12 protein-coding genes are annotated in these 12,051 nt (G+C 71.1%); 7 read left to right on the forward strand and 5 right to left on the reverse strand.

What is annotated here, in order from left to right; translation table 11 throughout:
• The first annotated feature begins 19 nt into the window (after positions 1-19).
• The 3 genes from deoC to ACIG87_RS01715 all read left to right on the forward strand — a co-directional run bounded on the left by deoC (position 20) and on the right by ACIG87_RS01715 (position 2,911).
• Positions 20-727, forward strand: coding sequence for a deoxyribose-phosphate aldolase (deoC, locus tag ACIG87_RS01705; protein ID WP_396847162.1), 708 nt, complete (start codon positions 20-22; stop codon positions 725-727).
• Positions 728-819: 92 nt separating this feature from the next.
• The gene (locus tag ACIG87_RS01710; RefSeq protein WP_396847164.1) at positions 820-1,587 is read left to right on the forward strand and encodes a GntR family transcriptional regulator; all 768 of its coding nucleotides are present in this window, start codon (positions 820-822) and stop codon (positions 1,585-1,587) included.
• 151 nt (positions 1,588-1,738) lie between these two features.
• Positions 1,739-2,911, forward strand: coding sequence for a serine hydrolase domain-containing protein (locus tag ACIG87_RS01715; protein WP_396847166.1), 1,173 nt, complete (start codon positions 1,739-1,741; stop codon positions 2,909-2,911).
• A gap of 28 nt (positions 2,912-2,939) precedes the next feature.
• Here the strand turns inward: ACIG87_RS01715 and ACIG87_RS01720 are convergent, their stop codons facing one another.
• Entirely contained in the window at positions 2,940-3,086 is a 147-nt protein-coding gene (locus ACIG87_RS01720; RefSeq protein ID WP_396847167.1) for a hypothetical protein, read from the reverse strand.
• A gap of 264 nt (positions 3,087-3,350) precedes the next feature.
• Here ACIG87_RS01720 and ACIG87_RS01725 point away from each other — a divergent pair, with 264 nt between their 5' ends.
• On the forward strand, positions 3,351-3,596 hold the full coding sequence (locus tag ACIG87_RS01725; RefSeq protein ID WP_396847169.1) for an HIRAN domain-containing protein: 246 nt from the start codon (positions 3,351-3,353) through the stop codon (positions 3,594-3,596).
• A 661-nt stretch (positions 3,597-4,257) separates the two neighbouring features.
• Here the strand turns inward: ACIG87_RS01725 and ACIG87_RS01730 are convergent.
• The 3 genes from ACIG87_RS01730 to ACIG87_RS01740 all read right to left on the reverse strand — a co-directional run bounded on the left by ACIG87_RS01730 (position 4,258) and on the right by ACIG87_RS01740 (position 7,423).
• Positions 4,258-4,455: a DUF397 domain-containing protein gene (locus ACIG87_RS01730; RefSeq protein ID WP_396847170.1), complete on the reverse strand. Its 198-nt coding sequence runs from the start codon at positions 4,453-4,455 to the stop codon at positions 4,258-4,260.
• Positions 4,452-5,360, reverse strand: a complete 909-nt coding sequence (locus ACIG87_RS01735) for a DUF5753 domain-containing protein (RefSeq protein WP_396847172.1) — start codon at positions 5,358-5,360, stop codon at positions 4,452-4,454. The genes ACIG87_RS01730 and ACIG87_RS01735 overlap by 4 nt, the downstream gene beginning before the upstream one ends.
• 428 nt (positions 5,361-5,788) lie before the next feature.
• Positions 5,789-7,423 (reverse strand): LLM class flavin-dependent oxidoreductase, encoded by a 1,635-nt coding sequence (locus ACIG87_RS01740; protein WP_396847174.1) that lies wholly within the window; start codon positions 7,421-7,423, stop codon positions 5,789-5,791.
• A 110-nt stretch (positions 7,424-7,533) separates the two neighbouring features.
• Here ACIG87_RS01740 and sthA point away from each other — a divergent pair, with 110 nt between their 5' ends.
• A complete protein-coding gene (gene sthA, locus ACIG87_RS01745; RefSeq protein ID WP_396847176.1) occupies positions 7,534-8,937 on the forward strand; it encodes a Si-specific NAD(P)(+) transhydrogenase in 1,404 nt (467 codons plus the stop codon).
• Between the two features lie 151 nt (positions 8,938-9,088).
• Entirely contained in the window at positions 9,089-10,300 is a 1,212-nt protein-coding gene (locus ACIG87_RS01750) for an ROK family protein (RefSeq protein WP_396847588.1), read from the forward strand.
• 93 nt (positions 10,301-10,393) lie between these two features.
• On the opposite strand, the gene ACIG87_RS01755 is transcribed toward ACIG87_RS01750, so the two are convergent.
• Positions 10,394-11,020 carry a DUF1349 domain-containing protein gene (locus ACIG87_RS01755; RefSeq protein WP_396847178.1) on the reverse strand — a complete coding sequence of 209 codons (627 nt, stop codon included), beginning with the start codon at positions 11,018-11,020 and terminating at the stop codon, positions 10,394-10,396.
• A 152-nt stretch (positions 11,021-11,172) separates the two neighbouring features.
• On the opposite strand from ACIG87_RS01755, the gene ACIG87_RS01760 reads away from it, so the two are divergent.
• Complete coding sequence (locus tag ACIG87_RS01760) at positions 11,173-12,003, forward strand: PIG-L family deacetylase (protein ID WP_396847180.1); 831 nt, start codon at positions 11,173-11,175, stop codon at positions 12,001-12,003.
• The last annotated feature ends 48 nt before the right edge of the window (positions 12,004-12,051 follow it).

A 12,051-nucleotide genomic window follows, 5' to 3' on the forward strand; every position in this document is an offset into this window, starting at 1 on the left:
TACCACATTGGAGAGAAACGTGAGCACTGCCATCCTGACCGACGCCGAGGTCACCCCTGCGGCGTTGGCCCCCTACATCCAGCACACCCTGATCGACGTCGGGGTGACCCACGACCGGATCGTCGCCCACGCCCAGGAGGCCGTCCGGTACGGCTTCAACGCCGCCATGGTGGCCGGCTCCTGGGTGCCCGAGGTCGCCGAGGTGCTGCGCGGCACCGGCATCGAGGTCGCCTCGGCCCTGGACTTCCCCACCGTCGGCGTGACCACCAGCGCCGGGAAGGCCGCCGAGGCGGAGAGCCTGGTGCGGGCCGGCGCGACCCAGATCGACATCGGGGTGCAGATCGGCTGGCTCAAGAGCGGCCGGTACGACGCGTTCCGCGAGGACATCGCCGGGGTGGTCCGGGCGGCCGGCGTACCGATCAAGGTCATGCTGGAGCTTCCGCTGCTCACCCCGGCGGAGCGGGAGGCCGCCGTCGAACTGTCCATCGAGGCGGGTGCGGCCATCCTGAAGAACGCCAGCAGCGGGACGATCGAGGTGGCCAACCCGGAGAGCGTCGCCTACCTGGTGGCCCGTGCCCCCGAGGGGGTCAGGGTCAAGGCGTCGGGCGGGATCAAGTCCTTCGAGCAGGCCCTGTCGCTGCTGCGGGCCGGGGCGGTGCTGCTCGGCACCAGCGCCGGCATCGCCATCGTCACCGACAGCAGTGACGAGACGACGGTCAGCTACTGACCGTCCGTCGCCCCTCGACCCGAGTGACCCGACCGTGGCCGGGACCGACTACGGTCGTCGAGGGGCGACGGGCGCTCCCCGGAGAAGGTGACATGTCCGACCAGTTGAGCGTGGTGGCGGCGAACGAGCCTCTCGACCGCGACGCACCTGCCCCCCTGCACGCGCAGGTGTCGGAGCAGATCCGGGCGAAGATCCTGTCGGCGCAGTGGCCCCCGCACTACCGGCTGCGCAGCGAACCGGAGTTGGCCGCCGATCTCGGCATCTCCCGGGGCACCCTGCGCCGGGCGCTGTCGACCCTGATCCGCGACGGCCTGCTGGTGCAGGTCAGGGGCCGGGGCACGTTCGTCACCTCCACCGCGATCGAGCCGTCCATCGCGCAGAAGTTGACCACCCTGTCGGAGGACTTCGCCCGGCAGGGGGTCTCGGTCACCACCCAGGTGGTCTCCCACGAGGTGATGGCCGCCCCGTCACCGGTGGCCGCGCTGCTCGACCTGCACCCCGGCCAGCTGGTGCTGCGGCTGGAGCGGCTCCGGTCGTCCACCGTCGGTCCGGTGGCCTGGCTGGTCAACTACGTCCGCATCGATCTGGCCCCGGGCCTCGACCGGGCCGACCTGGCCGACCGTTCCCTGTTCGGCCTGCTGGAGAACGACTACGGCCTGAAGATCAGCACCGGCCGGCGCACCTTCACCGCGACCGCCGCCACCGGCCGGATCGCGGCGGCCCTCGGGGTGGCCGAGAGCTTCCCGCTGCTGTACCTGGAGCAGATCACCTACCTCGCCGACGGCCGCCCGATCGAGTACTCCGACGTGTGGATCCACAGCGACCGGATGCGGGTCACCTCCCTGCTGTCCCGCCGCTGACCGCACCGTCGGATGTGGTCACCCGACGGACGGCCCCGTGACGCGGGGGAACGGCCCCCGGCGGTACACCCGCATCCCTGAGACGAACCGGTGGGAGATGTCCGGGTCTCACCTGATGCCCGGTGCCCGGCCCCGTCCATAGCCTCGGCCGGTGCGATTCCTTACTCGAAACAGAGTCCTCCTCAGCGCGATCAGTGGTGTGCTGCTGGTACTGCCGACCACGCCGCCGGCCGTGGCCGCGCCCGGCACGACGCGCCACGACCGCGGTGGTGTCCTACAGCAGCTCCTCGACGCCGAGCACGCCGCGGGCATGCCGGGGGTCTTCGCCGAGGTACGTACCGGCCGGCGGACCTGGCAGGGCGCCTCCGGCGTGGCGGACGTCGACACCGGTCGTCCGGTCCGGCCGGGGTTCCAGCACCGGGTCGGCAGCATCACCAAGACGTTCGTCGCCACCGCGCTGCTGCAACTGGAGGCGGAGCACCGGGTACGGCTGGACGCGCCGATCGGCCACTACCTGCCCGACCTGCTCCCCGGCGAGACCGGCCGGCAGGTCACGGTCCGGATGCTGCTCAACCACACCAGTGGCCTCGGTGACTACCCGGATGCCATCCTGCGGACGGTGGACGACTTCGAGGCGCTGCGCCACCGCACCTTCACCCCGCAGGAACTGGTGCAGATCGGGCTGTCCCTCCCGGCGACCCACGCGCCGGGAGTGGCGTACTCCTACTCCAACACCAACTACATCGTCCTGGGCATGCTGTTGGAGCACCTCACCGGTGGAACGGTCGCGGCCGAGGTGGGCCGCCGCATCCTGCGCCCCCTCGGGCTGCGGGACACCTACTTCCCCGGCACCCGGACCCACATCCGTGGCCCACACTCCCGGGCGTACGTGCCGCTGGCGGACGGGACGCTGGGTGACTTCAGCGTCTACAACATGTCCTGGGGCTGGGCGGCCGGGGAGATCGTCTCGACCCCGCACGACGTCAACCGGTTCTACCGGGCGCTCCTGGCCGGGCGGCTGCTACCGCCGGCACAGCTCGCCGCGATGCAGACGATCGTGCCCAACCCGACGGACCCGACCGCCGGCTACGGCCTGGGACTGTCCTGGGCACAACTGCCCTGCGGGCCGGTCTGGGGACACACCGGCGGCGTGATCGGGCACGCGACCTACACGTTCCACCGCGCCGACGGCAGCCGCCAGGTCACCCTCGCCGAGAACCTGATCCGGTACGCCGCACCGGGACAGTCCAGCCCGATCAACCGGGCCCGGTCGCAGTTCCTGGTCGCGGCGCTGTGCGGCACCGAGCCCGACGGCACCCGTTGACAACTCGCCTCACCCCGGCGGGGGCGCGTCAGTCGTCCCGGTGCCGGCCGGACCGGCCTCCGCCCCGGGCGATCACGACGGCGACGAGGCTGAGCACCGCCGCGCCGAGTTGCAGCAGGCCGCCGAGCAGGTCGACCAGGTCGGTGAGGGCGACGGTGTGCGGGACAAGGTCCATCTGGGGCCTCCGGGGGTCGGTCCCCGCCGTCCGCTCGCTGCGGAGGCGTCCCCCCGGGCCCGGCGGTGAACCGCTGCGGGCGCCACCACGAGTATGGCACCCGGATTCGACACCGGTCACCGTCCGGATGGCGAACCCGCCCCGGACCGTGCCTCACCCCATCGCATCGCTGCACATCCACTCACCGTGTCGGATGCTAGACACCCTGACCAGCCGATCAGGGGAGCCGACCCACCGGCTCACGAGGTCAACCTCTCGGCGCAGTTGCTTCCCGAGCCGACGAACAGGTTCGACCGCAACGCCGTGAAGGTCGTCTGCGGGGGCAATCACGTCGGCTACCTGCCGAAGGAGCAGGCCGCAGAGTACGCGCCGGTCTTGACCGCGCTGGTCGATCAAGGCTGGACGCCACAGGTGCAGGCGCGCGTGTGGGGGCAGGAGTACGAGGACTGGGAGAACACCGCAAGACGTTCAGCGGTTCGGTGCGGATCAATCTCGCCGAACCGCACATGATCGTGCCGACGAACCTGCCGCCTGCCGCGCTGCACGCGGTCCTGCCCACCGGTCGTTTCATTCAGGTGACCGGCGAAGAGAAGCACATGACCCACCTGTCTGGGCTGGTCAGCCCTGAGGGCGAATCCTGGGTCTACGTGACTCTGCACGAGGTGGAGGTCCAGCGGGCCCGTTCGACGCGCACCCTCGTCGAGGTCAGGATCAACGATGCCCCCGCCGGCACGTTGAGTCCGGCGATGTCCACCGAGAACCTGCCGGTGATCGCACACCTGCGCGACAAAGGCCTGATCACCGCCGCTCGGGCGGTACTCAAGGGCAACCGGGTCAAGGCCGACGTGTCCGTGAACATTCCGAAGGCCAGCGAGCTGCCGGATGCTTGGCTGGCGTCACCACCGGCCGCCACCGGGTCACCCCGGCGCGGCAACCCAGCCCGACACACGCAGCGCCGCAGGGACTGGCACCGGTTCAGTGGCGTTTCGTCACCCCGCCGGACTGGCCGACGCCGCCTGCGGGGTGGGTGCCGCCTCCGGGTTGGCAGCCCGATCCCACCTGGCCGCCCGCCCCGCCGGGATGGCAGTTCTGGGTGCAGGGCTGACGCACGAGAGCCCGGCCGGCGGCCGGGCTCTTCGCATCGGGGCAGTTCGTCGGGCGGGCTTCCTGGTCAGAAGCTCGGGATCGCACCCACCTTGATCGAGTGGGTGAAGCTACGCCAGGCGCTGTCGGCAAAGGCCAGGGTGGGGCCACTACGGTCCTTGGAGTCGCGTACGCCCACCTCACCACCGGCGAGCCGCACCTCGACGCAGTTGGCGTTGTCGGAACTGCGCGACGACTTGAACCAGTCACGACGAGAGGTGGTCACATCATCTCCTTGGCGGTCCGGCGGATCAGGTCGACCGAGTCGTCCGAGCTTAGCGCCAACTCCCGGGTCTCGGCGAAGGTGACCACGTAGTCGGTCACCCGGATCGACTGGTCGATGATGTCGATGGAGGTCAGGTTCTCCTGCCAGACCAGAGCGGGCAGCCGGGTCGACGGGAACGACAACACCTGGAACGGACCCCCGAAGGCGGGGTGCGCCCCGACGGTGAACGGCAGCACCCGGATCTCGAACTGCTCGGGCCGCTCGATGGCCAGCCGGACGAGATGGTCGAGCTGGGCACGCATCACCTCCGGGCCGCCGACCTGCTGCCGCAGCGCGCCCTCGCTGAGCACCGCGCTGATGCGCAGCGGGTGAGCACCGTTCAGCCGGGCCTGTCGGGCCATCCGGACGGCGACCCGCCGGTCCACTTCGGTCAGTCGGATCGTCGTGGTGCCGCCCCGGATCACCGCGCGGGCGTACTCCTCGGTCTGCAACAGGCCGTGGATCGCCTCCGGGTGGAAACTGCGGATGTGGTCGGCGCCAGCCTCGTAGCCGAGAAACCGCAGGAACTCCGCCGGGAAGAGCTGCGCATACTCGTGCCACCAGCCGCGCCGGGCGGCTCCGGCCCGCAACTCCTCCAGCTCGGCCGCCTCCTCCGGTTCCAGCTCGTATGCCTCGACGATCTGGGCCAGCCGGCGGGCCGGCAGCTTGACCCGCCCGGCCTCCACCCCGGAGACGTACGCCTGGATGATGCCGATCGCGCGACCGGCCGCAGCGGCGGTGAAGCCGACCTCCTCTCGGCGCTGGCGCAGGCGCATGCCCAGCTCCCACGCCTGCACCACGGGTGAGGACGCCAACTGTGCCAACCCTTCGCGTGCGCCGGACGATGCCGAGAACCCAGCGGGCATGACCACTCCCTCCACCAACCACCAACGTCGACGTTGAGTATTCAGGGCGACACAATTGATATCAAGCACTCTCGGGTGCATTCTCAGAACGTCAGCGAACGGGTCGATGAACCGAGGGAGTAGCAATGGACCACGTGGGTCGGTGGGTGTACCAGCAGGAGAAGGTTCCGCACGCGTTCTCGCTGTGCCGGGTGCTCGACGCCGGCACCTTCGAGCAGTCCTACGACCTGCTCGGCGTCGTCCAGGTCACCGTCGACCGCCGCTACCCGGAGAAGCTCCCCGCCAACCTCCGACCGTGGGCGCTGGCCACCCTCAGCACCGGCGGGTACGGCTTCGGCCGTTTCTACGCCTCGTACAGCACCCTCGACGACGACGGCGAGCCCGACCGGGCGGGTCGACCAGTCGCAAGGCACGGATGGGCGTACCGGTCAGATCTGTCCGGCGTAGAAGCCGTACCGGGCCAGCGGTTCGACGATGTTCTGTTCCTCGTACGACAGGTGCGACAGCAGGGTGTCGGTGAGGACGTCCACCGCCTGCTGAAGCTCGGTCAGCCGCTCCGGGTCCTCGATCAGCGCGACCAGGGCCCGGTCGACACCCTCCACGACATCGTGGATGACGACGTGTTCCTGCTCCAGGCGGTCGATCACCGGCACCAGCCCCGGGTCGGCCCGCCGAAGGTGGGGGAAGATGGCGTCGTCCTCCAGCCCGTGGTGCTGGGTCACCATCGTGCAGTACGCCGCGCAGTACGCCCCGAGCGTCCAGTTGTTCTGCCGCATGGTCATCCGGTTGAGCACCCCCCGGGCGTCCCCGGCGGAGACCACCCCCCGGCGGACCTGGTCGAGCAGGTCGCGCACCTGGGTCAGCTCCTGCCGCAGGTGGTCGTGCACGTCGATCAGGTGCCCGCCGACGGCCTGCGCCTGCGGGGAATAGGCGTGCCCGGGTGGGGCTGGCGGGGCGACCGGCCGGGTCGACTCGTCCCACAGCCGGTGGTCGCTGTGCCGTACCCCCGGGTCGGGGGTCGGGGTGACCGCCAGCGCGGTGGCACCGCCGGCCCGGACGACCTCGCGCTGCTCCCCGCCGGCCGACCCTCCCGCGCCAGCCCCGGCCGCCCCGTCCGGGCTGGCTGCGTCGGGCCCACCCGAACCAGGCGCGGCCGGGCCGCTTGGCGCGGCCCGTTCGGCGGCGACCAGTTCCCGGACGGCGGGGGCGACCTCCTGGGCGAAGAGCTGGATGCTGGTGGGGTCGTCGGCGCCGAGGATGAAGCCGGAGGTGCCGTGCTCCAGCACCAGACCGGCCAGCTCCCGCACCCACTGCTGCGGCGGCCCGTCGAGGAAGCCTGCGCCGTTGCGGGTGAACCGGCCGGAGATGTTGAGCAGCCGTCGTACCTCGCCGGGATCCCGCCCGGCCGCCGCCGCGCCCTCGTCGACGAGGGCGTTCAGGTCGGTCAGCTCCGCCGGCCCCTTCGGCAGGTACGCCAGCGACGGCAGCCAGCCGTCCGCCGCCCGGCCGACCAGCCGCAGCATCCTCGGCTTGTACGCGCCGACCCAGATCCCCACCGGGTGGGCCGGGGCGGGACCGCGCTTCGCGCCGACCACCCGGTAGTGCTCGCCGTCGACCCGCACCCCGCCGCGCCGGTCGGCGGCCCACACCTCCCGGATGATCCGGATCGCCTCGTCGAGCGCGTCCACCGCCTGGCCGGGGGTGAGCCGCCGGCCCCCGTTGGCCTCGATGGCGTCCCAGAACGCGCCCGCGCCGAGGCCCAGCTCGACCCGGCCGCCGCTGAGCAGGTCCAGGCTGGCGACACTGCGGGCCAGCACCGCCGGCTGGCGCAGCGGCAGGTTGAGCACGTTGCCGGCCAGTCGGATCCGGGTGGTCGCCGCGGCCAGGTACGACATCAGCGTCCAGGTGTCGAGGAAGCCCGGCTGGTAGGGGTGGTCCTGGAAGGTGACGACGTCCAGGCCGACCTGCTCGCAGAACGTGGCGCGGGCGACGACCTGCTCGGGCTGCCGGGCGTCGGGGGTGAGGAACCCGCCGAACATCAGCTCGTGTCCGTAGTCGGTCATGACACCTTCCATCGCAGCTCGCCCCTGAACGCCAACTCCACCCGGCCAGGATAGGCACACCACCGACACCCGGTTGGCGGATGTTGCGGCACCTTGCGAGGCTAGGAGCCGTGTATGACTACGACCTGTTGGTGCTGGGCTCCGGGCCCAGCGGTCAGAAGGCGGCGATCGCCGCCGCGAAGCTCGGTAGGCGGGTCGGGATCGTGGACCGCCGCGACATGATCGGTGGGGTGTGCATCAACACCGGCACCGTCCCCTCCAAGACGCTACGGGAGGCCGTGCTCTACCTCACCGGCCTGAGCCAGCGGGACCTGTACGGCAGCAGCTACCGGGTCAAGGAGGAGATCACGGTCGGCGACCTGGCCGCCCGGACCCAGCACGTGATCAGCCGACAGACCGACGTCATCCGCAACCAGTTGGCCCGTAACCGGGTCGCGCTGATCACCGGCACCGGCCGGTTCGCCGACCCGCACGCGATCTGGGTCGACGGCGGTTCCGGCCACGAGTCGAAGATCACCTTCGACAAGATCGTCATTGCCGCCGGCACCCGCCCGGCCCGGCCGGACAGCGTCGACTTCGACGACCGGACGATCGTCGACTCGGACGGGGTCATCAACCTCCAGTCCGTGCCGCGCAGCATGGTCGTGGTCGGCGCCGGTGTGATCGGCATGGAGTACGCCTCCATGTTCGCCGGGCTGGGCACGAAGGTGACCGTGGTGGAACGTCGCGACCGGATGCTCGACTTCTGCGACGAGGAGATCATCGAGTCGCTCAAGTACCACCTGCGCGACCTGTCGGTGACGTTCCGCTTCGGCGAGGAGGTCGCCGCGGTGGAGAAGCACGAGACGGCGGCGCTGTGCATCCTCAAGAGCGGCAAGAAGATCGCCGCCGACACCGTGATGTACTCGGCCGGCCGGCAGGGACAGACCGACGACCTGGCCCTCGACGCGGCCGGGCTGGTGGCCGACAAGCGCGGCCGGATCGCGGTGGACGAGCACTACCGCACCAGCGTGGAGCACATCTATGCCGTGGGTGACGTGATCGGCTTCCCGGCGCTGGCGTCCACGTCGATGGAGCAGGGCCGGATGGCGGCGCTGCACGCCTGCGGCGAACCGGTCCGCGAACTCCAGGAGCTGCAGCCGATCGGCATCTACACGATCCCGGAGATCAGCTTCGTCGGGAAGACCGAGGACGAGCTGACCAACAGCGCGACCCCGTTCGAGGTCGGCATCGCCCGCTACCGCGAACTCGCCCGGGGCCAGATCGTCGGCGACTCGTACGGCATGCTGAAGCTGCTCGTCTCTCCGCAGGACGGACGGCTGCTCGGGGTGCACGTGTTCGGCACCGGCGCGACCGAGATCGTCCACATCGGGCAGACGGTGATGGGTTGCGGCGGCACGGTCGACTACCTGATCGACACGGTCTTCAACTACCCGACCCTGTCCGAGGCGTACAAGGTCGCCGCCCTGGACGCGGCCAACAAGATCCGCAACATCACCCGGATCGACGGCTAGCCGAACCCTGGTGACGCGGGGACTCCGCGACGCGGCGCGCGGAGTCCCGGGGCGGAGCTGTCACCCTCCGCCCGCCGAGGGTGACTCACGGCGGTGCCGACAACTACTCTCGTCGGGTATTCAGCCACCGATCGACAGGGTCCGCCTCGTGATGCCGAAGAGTCCGACCATGGACGGGCAGTCGCCGGGCGACAGCCGCCGCAGGAGCCTGGGGGCGCTGCTTCGCCGGGTGCACCTCGGCGGCCCGGTGTCGCGCGCCGGGCTGGCCGAGTGGCTGGGCGTCAACCGCAGCACGGTGCTGGCGCTCACCACGGAACTGGTCGCGGCCGGGCTGGTGCGCGAGGGCTTCCCCGAGCTGACCGGCCGGGCCGGACGACCGTCCCTGGTGGTCCGGCCGGCGTCCGAACGGGTGTACGTCCTCGCCTTCGACATCGCGGTGGACCGGCTGGTGGCCGCCCGGGTGGGGCTGGGCGGGGAGATCCTGGACCGCAGGGAGGCACACCGGGCCCGTGCGGGCGCGGACCTGGACACCGTGGTACGCGTGCTGGCCGACTTCGGACGTCAACTGCACCGGGCAGCGGTGCCGGACGCGACCTGCGTGGGGATCGGCGCGTCGTACTGCGGCATGATCCGACCCGGCGACGGGATGGTGCGGTTCGGCCCGGACATGGGGTGGGTGGATCAGGCGTTCGGCGCCGAACTGGGGCGTCGGCTCGACCTCGGCCTGCCGGTCCTGGTGGGCAACGAGGCACACCTGGGCGCGTTGGCCGAACACCAACGCGGTGTGGGCGTCGGGGTACGGAACCTCGTCTACCTGCACGGCGACGTCGGGGTCGGTGGCGGGATCATCGTGGGCGGCGAACTGCTCGGTGGGGACGGCGGGTACGGGTCCGAGGTCGGTCACATGCTCGTCAACCCGTACGACGGAAGACCGTGCGGGTGTGGTTCGCGCGGCTGCCTGGAGGCGGAGGTCGGCGAGCGGGCGCTGCTCGACGCGGCCGGTCGGCCGGCCGACCTGATCGGCCGGGGCGCGGTGCGGGAGGTGGTCGAGGCCGCCGGTCGCGGCGAGCCGGCGGCCCAGGATGCGCTGCGGATCATCGGCGACTGGCTGGGCATCGGGGTGGCGAACGTGATCAATCTGTTCAACCCCGGCATGGTGATCTTCGGCGGCATGTTGCGTGAGGTGTACCGGGGCGCGGCGGAGCACGTCCGGGAGCGGATCGCGGCGAACGTCCTGCCGGTCTCGCGCACCCGGGCGCAACTGCGGGTCTCCGCCCTCGGCGACGACGCCACCCTGGTCGGCGCGGCGGAACTCGGCTTCGCGCGCCTGCTCGCCGACCCGCTGGGCAACCGGGTCGGCTGATCGCCCCGGCTCAGGTCGGCTGATCGCCCCGGCCGAGGAGAGAACGGTTGGCCCGTCGGGGCGGCCGGACGGCGTCGGTGGCCGGGGCGCGGCTCAGGAGCCGTCGCGCAGGTCGGCCAGCCGGTCGCGGGTGAAGCGGATCTCGTCGAAGGTGACCTGGCAGCCGTCACCGGTCGGCGACTGCGCCTCGAAGCCGATCGTGGTGGAAGTGCCCGCCCCGTCGACAGCGAAGAAGCGGATCATCCGCCAGGTCTTCCCGTCGAGGGAGGCGTGGTACGCGAAGGCGTGGTCGATCCGGGACACCCGCAGCCACGCCGTACGGCCGTCGACGACGAAGGCGTTGGCGTCGTCGGCGACACCACGGGCGACCACCGAGACGATCATCGGCTCGCCGTCGGGAGAGAACTCGAAGCAGAGCTTGCCCCAGTGCCGCTCGTCGACCCAGAGCAGCAGCACCCCCGCGTCGTAGGCCGAGGCGAACTCGACGGTGACCCGGGCGCTGAGCTGGAAGTCGCCGTCCGGGGGGAGGCCGAGCAGGGTCGCCGCGTTGAGCATCGACTCGGCGTTGAGCGGGGCACTCGCTCCCGGGTCGATGAAGATGTCGCTGCGCGGGGCCGCCGAGGCCGTCACCGTGCCGGTCGCCTCGGCGACCGTCCATGCCCCTTTGGGGGACGGCGACAGGGCGAACGGCAGGCCCGGCACGTTCCAGGTGATGGTCATGTCGTCTCCAGGTGAGGGCCGGATGATCAAACTACCAAACAGGCCCGCACCGATGGGGCGGCCGGATCGCCGGCATCCCGATCCGGTGTCGAGTGTCCGTCCTCTCCCCGCGCCGGTACCGGATGCCGTCGCGAGGGCGCTTAGGGTGAGGTATGGCTGCACGAGGTCTGACCCTGATGGCGGTACACGCCCACCCCGACGACGAGGCGACCAGCACCGGTGGCGTGCTTGCCCGGTACGCGGCGGAGGGGATCACGACGGTGCTCGTGACCTGCACCGACGGGCGCTGCGGCGACGGTCCCGGCGGAGTCAAACCGGGCGACCCGGGGCACGATCCGGCCGCCGTGGTGGCGATGCGGCAGGGCGAGTTGGAGGCCAGTTGCGCCGCGTTGAAGGTCACCCATCTGGAGACGCTCGGCTACGCCGACTCCGGGATGATGGGCTGGCCGAACAACGACCTGCCCGGCGCGTTCTGGACCACGCCGGTGGCGGAGGCGGCAGACCGGCTGGCGGAGCTGATCCGACGCTACCGGCCGGACGTGGTGGTCACCTACGACGAGAACGGCTTCTACGGCCACCCGGACCACATCCAGGCCCACCGGATCACCATGGCCGCCGTCGCGATGACCGACATCCCGGCGAAGGTGTACTGGACCACCGTGCCGCACACGGCGTTCGCGGAGTTCGGCCGGGCCATGAAGGAAATCGGCGTCGAATGGGCCGAACCGGAGGCGGCGGACGAGCCAGGGCCGCAGCTCGGCCTGCCCGACGACGAGATCACCACCTGGGTCGACACCAGCAGCCACGGCGCGCAGAAGTTCGAGGCGCTGGCCGCCCATGCCAGCCAGACCGAGAACATCTTCTTCCTACGGCTGGGCCAGGAACGGTTCGTCGAGCTGATGGGCCAGGAGACCTTCGTCCGGGTCCGCGACACCACCGGAGCGCCGCTGCCCGAGGACGATCTGTTCGCCGGGCTGCGCTGACCGTGCGCCGGGCTGCGCTGACCGTGCGGCGCGGGTGACTGTTGCCAA

The sequence above is a fragment of the Micromonospora sp. NPDC051925 genome, assembly GCF_044548625.1.
GTDB lineage: Bacteria > Actinomycetota > Actinomycetes > Mycobacteriales > Micromonosporaceae > Micromonospora.